The sequence below is a fragment of the Patescibacteria group bacterium genome (assembly GCA_038065315.1).
Classification (GTDB): domain Bacteria; phylum Patescibacteriota; class Minisyncoccia; order Phycocordibacterales; family JBBTRF01; genus JBBTRF01.
In genome coordinates, this window is the sequence record JBBTRF010000001.1 from 592,588 (window position 1) to 605,893 (window position 13,306).

General features: G+C 45.2%; 16 protein-coding genes and 1 tRNA gene. 12 read left to right on the forward strand and 5 right to left on the reverse strand.

Features of this window, described 5'->3' with window-relative positions; genetic code table 11:
- Window positions 1-20: 20 nt before the first annotated feature.
- The 3 genes from AAB391_03245 (at window position 21) to AAB391_03255 (ending at window position 4,291) form a co-directional block, all read left to right on the forward strand.
- On the forward strand, window positions 21-374 hold the full coding sequence (locus AAB391_03245; protein ID MEK7645306.1) for a hypothetical protein: 354 nt from the start codon (window positions 21-23) through the stop codon (window positions 372-374).
- A 258-nt stretch (window positions 375-632) separates the two neighbouring features.
- Complete coding sequence (locus AAB391_03250) at window positions 633-2,804, forward strand: N-6 DNA methylase (GenBank protein ID MEK7645307.1); 2,172 nt, start codon at window positions 633-635, stop codon at window positions 2,802-2,804.
- Window positions 2,804-4,291 carry a restriction endonuclease subunit S gene (locus AAB391_03255; protein MEK7645308.1) on the forward strand — a complete coding sequence of 496 codons (1,488 nt, stop codon included), beginning with the start codon at window positions 2,804-2,806 and terminating at the stop codon, window positions 4,289-4,291. Before AAB391_03250 ends, AAB391_03255 begins: the two co-directional genes overlap by 1 nt.
- Window positions 4,292-4,472: 181 nt before the next feature.
- Here AAB391_03255 and AAB391_03260 read toward each other — a convergent pair whose 3' ends face one another.
- Entirely contained in the window at window positions 4,473-6,395 is a 1,923-nt protein-coding gene (locus AAB391_03260) for a hypothetical protein (protein ID MEK7645309.1), read from the reverse strand.
- Between the two features lie 287 nt (window positions 6,396-6,682).
- On the opposite strand from AAB391_03260, the gene AAB391_03265 reads away from it, so the two are divergent.
- From AAB391_03265 to AAB391_03290, 6 genes are all read left to right on the forward strand, one after another.
- Window positions 6,683-6,988, forward strand: coding sequence for a hypothetical protein (locus AAB391_03265; protein MEK7645310.1), 306 nt, complete (start codon window positions 6,683-6,685; stop codon window positions 6,986-6,988).
- Entirely contained in the window at window positions 6,988-7,437 is a 450-nt protein-coding gene (locus tag AAB391_03270) for a hypothetical protein (GenBank protein MEK7645311.1), read from the forward strand. Before AAB391_03265 ends, AAB391_03270 begins: the two co-directional genes overlap by 1 nt.
- Before the next feature lie 250 nt (window positions 7,438-7,687).
- Window positions 7,688-7,960, forward strand: a complete 273-nt coding sequence (rpsT, locus tag AAB391_03275; protein MEK7645312.1) for a 30S ribosomal protein S20 — start codon at window positions 7,688-7,690, stop codon at window positions 7,958-7,960.
- Window positions 7,961-8,111: 151 nt separating this feature from the next.
- Window positions 8,112-8,372: a type II toxin-antitoxin system prevent-host-death family antitoxin gene (locus tag AAB391_03280; protein ID MEK7645313.1), complete on the forward strand. Its 261-nt coding sequence runs from the start codon at window positions 8,112-8,114 to the stop codon at window positions 8,370-8,372.
- Complete coding sequence (locus AAB391_03285) at window positions 8,359-8,634, forward strand: type II toxin-antitoxin system RelE/ParE family toxin (protein ID MEK7645314.1); 276 nt, start codon at window positions 8,359-8,361, stop codon at window positions 8,632-8,634. Before AAB391_03280 ends, AAB391_03285 begins: the two co-directional genes overlap by 14 nt.
- Before the next feature lie 137 nt (window positions 8,635-8,771).
- A tRNA-Arg gene (locus AAB391_03290) sits at window positions 8,772-8,843 on the forward strand.
- A gap of 20 nt (window positions 8,844-8,863) precedes the next feature.
- Here AAB391_03290 and AAB391_03295 read toward each other — a convergent pair.
- From AAB391_03295 to AAB391_03305, 3 genes are read right to left on the reverse strand one after another with little or no spacing between them, the layout of a single operon-like run.
- Window positions 8,864-9,367 (reverse strand): hypothetical protein, encoded by a 504-nt coding sequence (locus AAB391_03295; protein MEK7645315.1) that lies wholly within the window; start codon window positions 9,365-9,367, stop codon window positions 8,864-8,866.
- Window positions 9,330-9,791: a vitamin K epoxide reductase family protein gene (locus tag AAB391_03300; protein ID MEK7645316.1), complete on the reverse strand. Its 462-nt coding sequence runs from the start codon at window positions 9,789-9,791 to the stop codon at window positions 9,330-9,332. Before AAB391_03300 ends, AAB391_03295 begins: the two co-directional genes overlap by 38 nt.
- Before the next feature lie 32 nt (window positions 9,792-9,823).
- Window positions 9,824-10,516 carry a thioredoxin domain-containing protein gene (locus AAB391_03305; GenBank protein MEK7645317.1) on the reverse strand — a complete coding sequence of 231 codons (693 nt, stop codon included), beginning with the start codon at window positions 10,514-10,516 and terminating at the stop codon, window positions 9,824-9,826.
- A 188-nt stretch (window positions 10,517-10,704) separates the two neighbouring features.
- Between AAB391_03305 and AAB391_03310 the strand changes: the two genes are divergently transcribed.
- Both AAB391_03310 and AAB391_03315 read left to right on the forward strand, forming a co-directional pair.
- Entirely contained in the window at window positions 10,705-11,376 is a 672-nt protein-coding gene (locus tag AAB391_03310; GenBank protein ID MEK7645318.1) for a hypothetical protein, read from the forward strand.
- A gap of 297 nt (window positions 11,377-11,673) precedes the next feature.
- The gene (locus AAB391_03315; protein MEK7645319.1) at window positions 11,674-11,892 is read left to right on the forward strand and encodes a hypothetical protein; all 219 of its coding nucleotides are present in this window, start codon (window positions 11,674-11,676) and stop codon (window positions 11,890-11,892) included.
- Here AAB391_03315 and AAB391_03320 read toward each other — a convergent pair.
- Window positions 11,877-12,245 (reverse strand): four helix bundle protein, encoded by a 369-nt coding sequence (locus AAB391_03320; GenBank protein MEK7645320.1) that lies wholly within the window; start codon window positions 12,243-12,245, stop codon window positions 11,877-11,879. The two genes, AAB391_03315 and AAB391_03320, sit on opposite strands and share 16 nt — an antisense overlap.
- A 65-nt stretch (window positions 12,246-12,310) precedes the next feature.
- On the opposite strand from AAB391_03320, the gene AAB391_03325 reads away from it, so the two are divergent.
- Window positions 12,311-13,297: a reverse transcriptase/maturase family protein gene (locus AAB391_03325; protein MEK7645321.1), complete on the forward strand. Its 987-nt coding sequence runs from the start codon at window positions 12,311-12,313 to the stop codon at window positions 13,295-13,297.
- Window positions 13,298-13,306 lie beyond the last annotated feature (9 nt).

Consider the following 13,306-nt stretch of genomic DNA (forward strand, 5'->3'; position numbering starts at 1 on the left):
GTCTAGGAAAGGTCAACTCTATGACAAATCATGCTCCTGTTGGTGTCGGGGAACGGGACGAGGAATTCTTGGCCTGGCAGGTCGAGGATTCTGTAAACGGGATGCTCGGAAACGAGTCCCGCAAAGCAGGTTCGATTCAGGTCTGGCTGGACTTAGTTCAGACAGACTTCGCTGGTGTGGTCAGGGCTCTCAAGGCAGATCTCAAGCACAACAAAGGCCTGGCCGAACTCGAGCTGGATCGGCGAGTGCAGCTGCTCGGCACCGACGAAGAAGCGCAGATCGTGCTCTGGGCGGTGCATGGCCGACTACTGCAGCACATCGAGCCGCGCAATGTGGCGGCCTCGCTGGAGCCTCAGGCAGCACTCGCGGCGTAGCGTCCTAGGACGCTCTCGCTAGACTCTCACACCCGGCTGAAAGGTCGGGTGTTTGTTTTTTGTCGAGTATTACCGCGTATTAGTAAGTAGCTTACAATTATCAAAGTACCCCGAACGAGTTATCCCAAGGGTTCGAACCCCTTCATCTCCGCCAGATGTCCAAGTTTGAACCTGGGTAAAATCAGGTTGTTTTGCCTAAAAACACCCTGTTGAAAACTCACCCTTGTGAAAATTTTCACAAATTGTTAATATTATGGTATGACATCTTTTTTAGAATCAAAAAATGAGTTTGATGAGAAGTATCAAATCAAACTTTTTCTCGAGAAATCACCAATTACTGTTGATGGTAAATATATTGAAAATATTTCTCTTAAGGGGAAAAAGGGATTAGGAAACGAAGAATACTACAAATGGCAATTTTTCCATGCTCTTATCAATAGTGGTTTATGTGCAAAAGATTTTGTAGGCGCAGAAATATACCTTCCCAAAGGAAATAAAAGTTCGGCACCAATTAAAATTGACGGTGTCATTTTTGACGAGCCTGATTGGTTAGATTGGTACGGAAAATGGCGCATAGATAAAAATCAGGAAGCCTTAGACTGGCTCAGGGCGCATATAATTGGAACAATTGAATTCAAAAATGAAAACTCGAGAGATGTAGAAACTGTATACAATCAACAACTAAAATCTGCCATGAAAGAAACAGAAAATAATTTCTGTTTGGGAATTCTGTATGACACTGAAAGGATGTATCTATTTCAAAAAAGAGATGGAAAGTTTCTCAGATTAGATGAGGGCTATAACCTTCGCGGGGAGCAAAGTACAACAAAAGATTTATCTCTCCATCTACCAGATGCATATAATAAATTACCATCTTTCGAACAACTTAAGAAAAGGATTTTAAATATAAAAGTTGATCGGTCAAAGAGAACTATCGATGATCTGGATGTAATTACAGGTATTTATAATGCTCAACTAAAAGATGGTGTATCCAGCATCCTTAGGGTGATGGACAAGGTAAGTATGAAGGATCGCCGGGGGTACGAAATACTTATTCAAATCATGGCCCTCAAGATCTTTGATGAAAAGAGAAGCGCAAAAGTAAATTCATTCCTTGATTTCTACAAAAAAGATGAGGAAAAAGAAAAATTGGATTTGTTATTTTATATAACAGAGAAAGAGAGAAATTTTTCCTCTTTAAGTGATAAAGAAATACAATCCTTTATAAAAAGGATGCGGGATCTCTATAATGAAGCGTCGCAAGAATACCATTTTATATTAAACAGAGATGATACAGAGACTATTGCGTGGAAAAAGCCCGATCATATACGCATCATCAGTGAAATTGTTGAGCAATTTCAAGATTATAGTTTTGTTAAATCACACAAGACTGATCTTTATCAGATTGTTTTCTATAAATTTGCTAACGAGTTCTCTAAAACAGACAAGGGGCAATTCATCACTCCTATCCCTTTAATTGATTTTTTGGTTCGTATAGTAAATCCTAGAAGCACGGAAAAAATCATAGATCCTACTTCGGGTATCGCTGATTTTCTTTCCGTTTCTTATGTAAATTCGAATAGCAAATTAGATGATAAAAATATATATGGTCTAGATAATGACGATAAAATGATCATGCTGGCTCAGTTGAATATGCTACTTAATGGGGATGGGAATGCCATTTTGAGATATAAAGCTGACAAGGGGTCTATTACCTGGAAATTTGATGATAGGGATGAGTTAGTAGAACTTAATCCAAAAATACACAAGGACGGAAAGTGGGATCATTGGGACGATGAAACAAAATTAAAAAAATTTGATGTCGTTTTGACTAACCCTCCTTTTGGTGAAGATAGGAAGTATGAGCCTTCAACACAAAAAGATAAGGAAATTATTGAGATGTACGAGTTGTGGAATAAGGCTCGTAGTAGTAACTGGATTGATCTTGGTTTAGTATTTCTTGAAAATGCCTACCGTATTCTTAAGGATAACGGACGCATGGGCATTGTACTTTCAAATTCTCTTGCTTCTATTGATCGATGGGAAGATGCTAGGAAGTGGTTATTTGAGAAAATGAGAATAGTTGCTTTATTTGATCTTCCCGCGAATGTTTTTGCTGATACTGGTGTAAATGTAACCATTGTCGTTGCATATAAACCTCCCGAGGAAGAACTTAAAGAACTTCAAAAAGGAAATTACAATATTTTTGTAAAAGATATTAAAAAAGTCGGATATGAAATTAGGACTCTAAAACGAGTAAAGTTTTTTCATCAAATCTACAAAATCAACGAGGAAACATTCGATATTGAGCAAGACAAAGAAGGGCGTCCTCTACTAGATGAAGAATTTACTGATACAGTCACTGAATTTAAAAAATGGTGTCTTAGTCAAGAGAAGACGCTTCAAGATCTCTTCGTAAAAGACCGATGATGAAATACGTAAAAGTTCCACAATCAATAACTGCTAGTGAGTTGATGGGGAATCATTATTATTATGCTCCGTCTAAATATTCAGCTTTTTACCCTAAAGATAAGTCTCGATTCGAAATTCTTGCAAAGTTAGTAGACGTAAAGAATGAAAGAGAAGTTGTAAGTAGTGATTTAAAGTACAGATATGTTGAAATTGGAGATGTCGATACAAATACAGGGAGTATTGATTACAAGGAAGTTTTTGGTATTTTTGTTCCAAACAAAAGGCCACTAAAAATCTCAAAAGGTGATATTTTGGTCTCCACAGTTAGGACTTACAGGAAAGGTATCGGATACGTAAATTCCTCAGCAAGTAATATAGTCTCAACGTCTGCTTTTTTGGTTTTTCATCAGCTTAAAAAAGGTTTAACTCCAGAATACTTGTTAGCTGTTTTAAGAAGCGATTTTTTTGTAGAGCAAATCTTGTCTTTTCAAAATAGAGGCATGTACCCACGTTTAGATGGAGAAACGATCGATTCTGTATATATTCCATTACCAACAAAAAACCAACTAGATTATTTAACTGTCTTGCAACGAGCTTTGATTAATAAGCAAGAGGAGCTTAAGAGGAAACACGCTTCGATCTTAGAAATAATTGAGAAGGAGCTTTTAGGCAATCAAGAAAAAGAAAAATTTGTTTATACACAACCTGATATTAAGGAACTAGAAAAATCAATCAGATTTGATGCTGGTTACTATTGCGAATCTTATAAGCACAAACAGTTTTTACTAAAGAATTATATTTATTCTGCAAAACCAATTGAGGGTAAGGAGGGGTGGGGATACGAAATTAAACGAGGACAGAATTTACAAGAAAGTGCTATAGGAAAGATACTAGAATCAGATACCGCTAAAACAGGATTCTATAAAGTTATCAGACCGACAAATTTTTCTGATTTCGGTACAATTTCTTATTATAGTTACTTAGGTAATTCTAATCAGCTTTCCGTTCTTGAGCCAGGAGATATCGTTTTTTCAGGCGAAGGCACAGTCGGTAAATGTGTATTATTTGTAAATCCAAGTGATAAGGCTATAACAAATATTCACGGAATAGTCCTTAACAAAAAAGATCACAACGTAGAGGAAAGTTCATATGTTGCTTGTTTTCTTCGATTCCTCAAGCAGTGGGGATTTTTTGAATATATTTCTGTGGGTGGACAAGGAGGTAGTCTTGCTATGCGATATTGGAAAGATGTACAGATTCCTATTTTCCCACCAACAAAACGAAAGGAAATTGCAAAGTTATATTGCAATAATGTTGACTATGAAAGTGTAGCCGTTGATGAGATCACATCATTTTTAGAACTTGATGATAAGTGGAATCAAAAGGCAGGAGTAATTCAAATAGATGAAATGTCTAAGAAAATACAAGCAGAAATAGATCAGGTTATAAATCAGATCGTTTTAGGAGCTGAGATTAACCCCAGTTTTAAATTTTTATTGGATTAAGTAACTCACTGCGTTTTGTCTCTTATCTGACTTAGGTTTTGGCACCTCAAACCATTGTGGGTGTTGCTTGAACATAGCTCGTAATTCGCACATGCTCTTATCAAGATCCTTGAATCTGAGCCACGCTTTCGGTTCAAACTTCGGGACATCATCCCCGCCTGTAGTTTTGAAAATAGAGAGACTAAATCCCTTTGTTGGAGGGTCTCGATTCTTTCATTAATCCCCCTTGTAATTTTTTCGTGAATCTCACAAAAGATCTTTCGATGCTGTAGCTTCTCAGCATGAGATCAAGTTCTTTTTCTGGTCTACACAACATCTCGCGCACCTCATTTTTAAAAATCTTAGAATCTTTTTCCATACGGCGAAGCACCATCGCTGCTTTTTCAGTGAGAGTACGCATCCTGCGCGTCACTTCGGCGTTGCTTCTTCCTGATGCAAGATTTCGGAAGTTTCGGTCATTGTCGTCTTGTTTATCCCGGATATCATCTCCAAGTTGGCGCGCGGTCAGATAGTACTTAAAAAATTTCAAAACTGTCTTGTTAACTTTAGGTCGATTTTCGCCTGCCCCAGAGATTATCATTGGACCAATGGAGTGAGCAATTGACTTTTCTTGTAAATTATCAGCTTTTTTGCTAATCATCTCTCTTGCAATGGCTGATTCCATGAGCTGTAAGGTGGTTTTTATAGACTCATCAATGCCTTTTGAATTGTTTAGAAAAGTTGCGAAAGCTTCGTAAATGCAAAGGTTAGCAATAGGTAATCGCCTAACCGATTTCATATCGGCCTTATCTAGGCAATCATCATAGATTCGGTAAGCAGCCCAACCAAGAATGTTCGCATAGGACAGATCAACAGCTTTTTTGTTAGTTACATTATTGCTCCACCAAAACGGTAAAAGCCAGATCTCTCTTTGATTTTTCCCGTTTAGTATTCTTCCGCAAATATTACTAATTTGTTCGCGTACCTGCGGTATCTGTTTTTCTATAAAACGCGCGATCTCCTTCTTGACCAGGCGCAAGTGGAAGCTCTCGATAGACCCTTGATATTTACGATTTCGTAAATTCAAAAAGCTACTCAAGGCCTCCATTTCAATTATGCATGTCACGGCACTAGATTGATTACAGTAGGGAATACCGTTGCGTTTTGGGTCATTACAAAACGCTTGCGGTTCAGGGTTCTTGAGGGGCAAAGACCTTGTTATTTTTTGAAAGTATAGTCTAAGCCAACTTTCCCAGTCATCTAACGGTACTCCAACCGCTCCTTTTTTGGTGAGATTGTTTACGCAGTTTAATAGGGCGCAGACAAGAAGACTGCAGTCTAGACCATGTTGAACATTTTTTAACCTCTCCAGTATTTGATTCCCAAACTTGATTAAAAATTCTCCACTATAGTGCCGCGACATGAAGTACACTGTCGTCGCCTCGCTAGGGTAGTATTTTGAACTGAAATTGTTATTTTGGATTTTTTCTTCAAAAATCTTCTCTAAGGATTTTATCTTCAGATCATGTTGGTTAAGTAAATTCGCAATGTTCGACTGTACGGCGATATCGACATCTCTCCATGCAGAGGATCTCCTCGATTCTTCCATGACCCATGTTCTATAAGGTCCATTTTGGCCAATCTTTTGTTCATTGAGTGTATTTACGAAATGAGCCAATCCCTCTCCCTCTTTTTTCGTCATTCCTTCTGCTCTAAAATAGCCTACTAATCCAAACAGTGCACAGCTCGTGTCGTCCAGGTCATCTGGGTAGGGGAGCTGAGTGTGTTCGAGAGAATCTTTTCGCCAGTAGTTCCAAGTCCATCTAGGGCTTTTTTCAGAAAGAAGTATCTCCGCAGCCTCATTCCGGACTCTCCGCAGTACCTTCGTGTAAGGCTCTGTTGGTCTGATGTTGTCTAGTATTTTATTAATTACACCTAATATTATTGAAACGGAAAACGTTGTACGGTAAACATGATCTACTTGGTGGGGGGTCTTTTTTCTGGGCACAGAGACGCTATCAAAAATATGCGAGCCGCTTTTTCTAAGAAATCCCGCCCGATCCTTCAAAATAGCTGAAACTCTACAGCATAACTCTATCTCGCTACGTTTTCTCGTTCGATTCATGTTCCAAAATAGTTATGCCAAAATGGGTTGCGGAAAATGTCAGCAACCCATTTTGACTAATTATCCCAAGGGGTCATCATTTTCGAGTTTGGTCCTGATGCCAGGGCCAAGCTCACTTTCGGTGATCTGAGAGCTTTCTCTAGGAGCTTTTTCATGTAAGAGTTCACGAATTTTCATTAAAAAGAGGTTCGACCTTATTTCCTCTACCATAATTATAGGGTTTCTAGTCTATTTTTCAAAGGCTTGTGAGACTACCCACTGTTATCGGACTGCGCTATACTTACCCCATGTCCACCCTCATCCACGCAGACATCTTTTTCTTCATTACCACCATTGCTGTCGTATTTTTCACGATCGGCTTCATCATCTTCACGGTATATTTCGTCCGGATTCTCGCCGACCTCAAACACATCTCGCAGACCATGCGTGCAGAAGGCGACAGGATCATCGAAGATGTGGGAACGCTCCGCGAAAAGGCGAAAGAGGAGGGGACGAAGATCAAAACCGTGCTAGACCTCTTTCTCGAATTGTTCACTCGCCGGCAAAAGCTACGGGGCGGCACTCGAAAGTCTGGACACAGCAAGGTGGAATAATGCAGCACACTTCTTGTAATAATTCTCGCAACAATCCGGCAGTACTTTTGGCACAGTCTCTCGATTATTCATATATCCATAACCACAATCAAGTGAAAAAAACATCACACGCCGGCAAGCAGAATAAGCAGAGCAAGAAGAGCGGTGTTTCAAAGACCGGTATGGCCGTCGGTGCAGCGACACTCATTGCCGCCGCTGCTGGGGCATATTTCCTCTACGGTACCGAGAAAGGTGCCAAGACCCGCAAGCAGATCAAGAGTTGGTCTTTAAAGGCAAAGGGGGAAGTCCTCGAGCAGCTCGAAGGACTCACTGAGGTGAGCGAGGAGGCATACGCAGGGATTGTGAAAAAGGTGGCGGCCGGGTATCAGAAAGCCAAGAAGCTCGACCCTTCAGATGTCGCCGACTTCGTCTCCGAAATGACCGGGTATTGGAAGCATTTGGGGAAGTAGGCTGGAAACGGCCAGAAAAGTGCAAAGGAAAAACCGCTCGTTAAGAGCGGTTTTTCCTCACCAGTATCAGCGCGTCCACCACCTCTCCGGAGGGTAAAAAATTATTGAATCATCAAGTGAAACAATACCGGAGATAGAAAGTACGCTGCTCCTGAATGATATATGATTCCGACAAGGCTTGTCAAAGAAAACGCCCGTCTTTGGCCGCTAAAAGTTGACACTCTCCCTCCTGTCGTGTAGTATCTCTCGCATGGCAATCACATCATCAGCAAAGAAAGCGCTCCGCGCATCGGAGAAAAAGGCGGTGTTCAACACCCGCCGCGACGAGGCAATGAAGGCCGCTATCAAGCAGGTCAAGAAGCTCGTGGCCGACAAGAAGGTAAAAGAGGCGCAGACCGCTCTCTCTTCTGCATACCAGGCGATCGACAAGGCCGTGAAGACCAACTTCCTCAAGGCCAATGCCGGTGCTCGCAAGAAGTCTCGATTGTCAGCAATGATTGTCCGAGCGAAGGCGGCGAAGTAAGCGTTCCTAGCGGAGACCAGACTAAAAGCCCCGAAAGGGGCTTTTAGTCTGGTCAGTAAAAACGTGTACCGAAGGATGGGCAATTGATGGAGTGTAAAAGCTGAGATTCATACGTTTGACAAAAGAGCCACTTTGGCTATAATAGCTCATTATGATCACATCATTTTTCACCGCAAAGGATGCGAAGAACAACTTCGGACGGCTTTTAGAGGAAGCACGGCAGTCTCCTGTGGCCGTTCTTAAAAACGGTCGACAGGTGGCTGTGGTCATGTCAACCGAGGAATACCGCGAATTTGAGACTCGAAGAGACATCTATTGGGGCGAGCTTTCTGTGCGTGCACACAAGAAGGGGTATATTGGAACGGCTAAGAGCGCCAAGCTTTTAAAAGAGGCTCTCCATGCTCGAGATTGATCTCTCAAAAGTTTCTGAAAAGTTTCTAAAAAAACTGCCGCCCAAGCAGCGTCGCCAAGTGGCTGAGAAAGTGTATACTCTTGCCGAAAATCCGCAGGCATCGGATACGAGCCTTTTGCGCGGATATGAAGAATATTATCGTGCAGATATTGGCGAGTACAGAATCATTTATCGCTGGTCTAAAGAATGTTTGCATGTGACGTTAATAGGGAAGAGAAATGACGGTGACGTGTATAGAAAGTTAAAACGAATGAGAGGTTAGATATCATTTTCCCAAACGAGAAGATTCGGTGGAGATTGCTGGTGATGTTCAACCTATCGATTTTTCCGCAAAGTATGCTAGAGTAATCCGGTCGGAGTCGGTAGCCGCGTGCACAGCCGGTGGCGTGGCAAAAACATCCTTTCGTCGTTCAATGGATAGGACATAAGTTTGCGGAACTTAAAATCTAGGTTCGATTCCTAGCGAGAGGACAAGAGGCAGGGCATTTTCTCTAGAACCCCAAATACTCCAAGATCATCTGCGTCAAAGACTCGGAGAGCTGTTCTTCTTGCACGTGCTGGAGCATGGCCTGGCGCGCTTCGTCGATGGTGACATCGCCGAGAGGAATCACGATGAGCGGCATCAGGGTCTTGAGAGATTTGATCAGCAGTCGAGGTTCGCCTTCGCCGATCTGTTGCACCCAAAAAGATTCGAGGGAATTGTGCAGATACAGGCTGCCGTGGCTCACCACGCCTTTTTCATTGATCTCAAATTCCACAATACGCGGCGGTCGTTTCGAGAGAATCGTGAGAGACGCGCCGGCGATCACCATGAGGATGGCGAGCATGGTGTTGTCGAGCAACACCGAGGTGGCCGCGATCGCTACGATAATAATCCACAACGCCCAATACCAATCAGTCGTTTTGGGCTGGTATGAATACTCATAGGCTTGCCAGCGGAGCGTTTGCGGGGCGTAGCTAGGCAGGGAGTTGGCTGTGTGGCTGGCTGTCTGCATTGAGCAATTTTATCACAAAAAGTCCGAGCACAAACAAAGCGGTCGAAGTGATGGCTGAACCCATGCACCACAGGCAGATTGCTTTGAGCACGAAAAGTTGGATGCCGACGAAGTAGAGGGAAGCGAGGAAGCCGGACCAGGTGAGGTAGCTCGTGTATCGAAGCAGCCGTCGGTCCGCTTTTTCGATGGAGACGATCGAGAGGATGAGGATGGCGAGGTAGTAGAGTGCGCCAAGAAGGGCCACGGGTACGCCGGCGATCTCGGAATAGGTGCTGGTGGTCACGACATCACAACCCTCTACCAGGCCGCACGGGATTGGCGTTTTTAGATAGTGGGCGACGGTGAGATAGCTCGCATCGAGAAAGCCGAGGATGGCCACGATGATGAGCGCCCAGACATATTTTTTGAGAGAAGGGGAAAGCATGGGATGAAAGGTACTATTGGTCGGTTGGCGGATTATTTTGTCGCAGCGGTGCTCGTGCTCATGCCAGCCGCGGCAAAGATCGCATCGCGGAATTCGCCGTAGCTGCGGGGCGAAAGCTTGGTGTTGTTGAGGAAGAAGCTCGGGGTGGAATCCACACCGAAGCCGACGCCCTGGTCGAAGCTGTCCTCGATCTTGTCGATGATCGCGTTGTCGTTGATATCCTTGCCGAAGGTGTCAATGTTGAGCTTGAGCTTCTGTGCGTAGCCGGCAAAGATGGCGATCGCGTCGGTCTTCGACTTTTCAGACCAATCACGCTGATGTTCGTAGATCATGTCGTGCATCTCCCAAAACTTGTCCTGCTTGCCAGCAGCTTCGGCCGCCTGTGCAGCGATGCGAGCATTGGCATGCTGTTGGAGCGGGAAGTGTCGGAAGATTACGCGGAGATTGTCGCCCAGCTCTTTTTCGATCGAAAGTACGACCGTGTGAAAGGTGGCGCAGGCCGGGCACTGGAAGTCGCCGTATTCAATGAGGGTGGTGGAGGCGTTTGGATTGCCGCGAATCCAATCGGACGAGCTGACAGAGGGGAGGATGTTCACTGTCTGCACAGGGTTTGGCGTGCCGGAATTGGTGACCGACGCGAGCTTCACCATGGCCGCTACGACGCCGACGAGAACGACGCCGACAAACACCCAGAGCCAGATCGTGTAGTTTTGTTCTTGTTTCATGAGGGGATTATAGCAGTGCATGACGCGCTTGACAAAATGGTATCAAGTGGTGTATAATACATCCAGCTAAGAAGCGCTCATTTACAGGCTTTTTGCGAACGCTATGGCGATAAGGTAGCCCTCTAACGTGCAGCCAACAAAAACAAGCGTGCCCTCGAAAGAGCGGCATTCATACTGGAGATATCCACGTGAATAGCAACGACACCACAGTCCCCGCAACAGCAGCTTACACCACCGAACAGCGCGAGAAATTCGAACTCCTTCTGCAGCAGAAGGGTATCGTGCCCGTCACCTTCCAGCTCCGCCTGGAATGCGGCATTCTGGCCGATCTCCTCGACCCTCGCGCGGACCTCACCAAGCGCCTCGCGGTCCGTGCAGCGCTCGGCCTCGGTCCGCTGCCCTCAGAACCCGGCTCCCACATCGTGGACTACAGCCAGGCGCTCGAGGTCATGGTCGCGGCTGGCAACTACGACTGGACGAACGACGGCATCACGCCCAAGTGCTTCCCGATCGTTGGCGAAGGCAAGGTTGAATTCGAAGACGCCCTCTTCCACTTCGACAAGGACGTCTCCTCGGCGGCTGCGATCGCGCAGATCTGCGCCGCCGACCCGGCCAATCCCTGGGAGCCAGCCAAGATCGAAAACATCCTCGCTTACGGGGCCAAGAACCCCGAGGAGCAGCGGAAGTTCCCGATAATCGCGCTCGGCTCCGTCGCGGAGGTCCGTGGCGGCCGCCGCGTGCCGTATCTCGGCGGGGACGGTTCCGTGCGCAGCCTCGACCTCGGATGGTTCGACGGCGGCTGGGGTGCCAACGACCGTTTCCTAGCGGTTCGCAAAAAGTCTCGGACCTCGGTTTCTTGATCCCTCGGCAAGCGCTTGCGCTTCAGGCCCTTGGCCCCTTGGAATCTTGGACCCTTCGGCCCCGGACAGTCAGTTTCATCCCGTGCGTGTGCTTCAGAGCTACGCACGGTTTTTTCTTTTTCGACTTTCGTATATACTATCCAGCGACAAGTGAAAAATCTAAGGTTACGGCTTTGGGTAATTTGTCCGCAACCCGCGGGGCGAGAGTTCGGGTGGTCACGGCTGTCCGAAGAGTGCCTTGCGGTGTGTCCTTAAAAAATTAGAGACAGTTGGTGCGAGAAACTGGGTGATAGAATAATGTCACGAATTCGATACAGTCCCTGCGAAGCTATCGGGGGACAGTGCCACAGATGGTCTCTCGCACAAGGCTCCGTCGCGAAGGTCAATGGCAACCGCAACGTGCCGTATCTCAACAAGGACGGTTCCAAGCGCAACCTCAACCTCAAATGGTTCGACAACGACTGGAATGCCAACTACCGTTTCCTAGCGGTTCGCTACTTTCACGATTTCTCCTGAGAAACTATCTCGGGAGTTTTTTGTAACAGCTGCCGTTTCCAGCCGCCGAGCATCTTGCCGATCTCGGCGAACTTCTCAGCGAGCACAGCGTATTTTTTGTTGTCCAGAGCCTTTATTTCCCAGGCCAATTGCATTAGCAGCTTGATGAGGTCAACCTTGGAGATACCCCTGTTCAACAGGGCCTGTTTTTCCGTCGTGTGGGTGTAGCTTGCCATGAAGGTGTACTCGATCGCTTCGAGAAATAGTATGTCTATCTTCGAGCCGATGGTGAAGCGGTTGGCTTTCGGGAAATGGGTGAGATATTCTTGCCAGATACTATAAACATCCTTGAGCTTCAGTACGACCGGGATCAATCTTGGAGATGAGGGGGGGGGTCTTAACAGGTTGCATTTTGGTTTTTGAATTAAAATAGATAAACGTGTACAACCATATCATTTCTATCGAAAATTTGCTCGAAGCGTGGAAGGAGTTTCTAAAAGGGAAGCGTCGCAAGAAAGACGTGCAGGATTTTCAATACAGGCTCTCAGATAATATTTTCGCACTTCATCTCGAACTCAAAAACAAGACCTATGTCCACGGTGGATACCATGCGTTTAACATTTCCGATCCGAAGCCGAGAAATATTCACAAGGCGAGCGTGAGAGATCGACTGTTGCATCATGCTGTCTATCGTCAGCTTTACCCATTTTTCGATCCGACATTCATCCATGATTCGTATTCGTGCCGCAAGTTGCGGGGTACCCATCGAGCGCTAGAAAGATTCAGGCGTTTTGCCTGGCAGGCAAGCAAAAATAACACGAAAACTCTTTGGATGTTGAAATGTGATGTGCGGAAATTCTTCGCCTCTATCGATCAAAAAATACTTCTCGACACTTTGCGGCAGTATCTTCCTGATAAAAATGTTATCTGGCTCATCGGAAGGGTGGTCGAGAGTTTTCAAAGCACTGCTCCGGGGAAGGGGTTGCCACTCGGAAATCTCACGTCGCAGCTATTGGTGAATGTGTACATGAACGCATTCGACAAGTTCATGAAACAGGGATTGAAAGGGAAATACTACATCCGATACGCGGATGACTTTGTGGTCATGGACACCGACAAGGAGCGGCTTCATTGGGTGCTGGAAGAAACCGAACATTTCTTGCGAGAAAAATTGGCACTCACTCTCCATCCTGACAAAATCAGTATCAGCACGTTTGCCTCGGGTGTCGATTTTCTCGGCTGGGTGCATTTCCCCGATCATCGAGTGCTGCGAACGGCCACGAAGAAGCGGATGTTCAAGAAGTTGAAAGCCGCTGGACCCGAGTCAAGAATGTCCTACTTGGGAATGCTGAAGCATGGAAATACATTTCGATTGAAGCAGAAAATAGAAACCCCGCCGTTTGGCGGGGTTTCTCGAAGCCTGTGAAGGCACTGT

What these genes read in the sequence shown, in the direction of transcription:
- AAB391_03245 (MEK7645306.1), top strand. Translation starts at nt 21, where the DNA reads ATGACAAATCATGCTCCTGTTGGTGTCGGGGAACGGGACGAGGAATTC.
- AAB391_03250 (MEK7645307.1), top strand. Translation starts at nt 633, where the DNA reads ATGACATCTTTTTTAGAATCAAAAAATGAGTTTGATGAGAAGTATCAA.
- AAB391_03255 (MEK7645308.1), top strand. Translation starts at nt 2,804, where the DNA reads ATGAAATACGTAAAAGTTCCACAATCAATAACTGCTAGTGAGTTGATG.
- AAB391_03260 (MEK7645309.1), bottom strand. Translation starts at nt 6,395, where the DNA reads ATGAATCGAACGAGAAAACGTAGCGAGATAGAGTTATGCTGTAGAGTT.
- AAB391_03265 (MEK7645310.1), top strand. Translation starts at nt 6,683, where the DNA reads ATGTCCACCCTCATCCACGCAGACATCTTTTTCTTCATTACCACCATT.
- AAB391_03270 (MEK7645311.1), top strand. Translation starts at nt 6,988, where the DNA reads ATGCAGCACACTTCTTGTAATAATTCTCGCAACAATCCGGCAGTACTT.
- rpsT (MEK7645312.1), top strand. Translation starts at nt 7,688, where the DNA reads ATGGCAATCACATCATCAGCAAAGAAAGCGCTCCGCGCATCGGAGAAA.
- AAB391_03280 (MEK7645313.1), top strand. Translation starts at nt 8,112, where the DNA reads ATGATCACATCATTTTTCACCGCAAAGGATGCGAAGAACAACTTCGGA.
- AAB391_03285 (MEK7645314.1), top strand. Translation starts at nt 8,359, where the DNA reads ATGCTCGAGATTGATCTCTCAAAAGTTTCTGAAAAGTTTCTAAAAAAA.
- AAB391_03295 (MEK7645315.1), bottom strand. Translation starts at nt 9,367, where the DNA reads ATGCAGACAGCCAGCCACACAGCCAACTCCCTGCCTAGCTACGCCCCG.
- AAB391_03300 (MEK7645316.1), bottom strand. Translation starts at nt 9,791, where the DNA reads ATGCTTTCCCCTTCTCTCAAAAAATATGTCTGGGCGCTCATCATCGTG.
- AAB391_03305 (MEK7645317.1), bottom strand. Translation starts at nt 10,516, where the DNA reads ATGAAACAAGAACAAAACTACACGATCTGGCTCTGGGTGTTTGTCGGC.
- AAB391_03315 (MEK7645319.1), top strand. Translation starts at nt 11,674, where the DNA reads ATGTCACGAATTCGATACAGTCCCTGCGAAGCTATCGGGGGACAGTGC.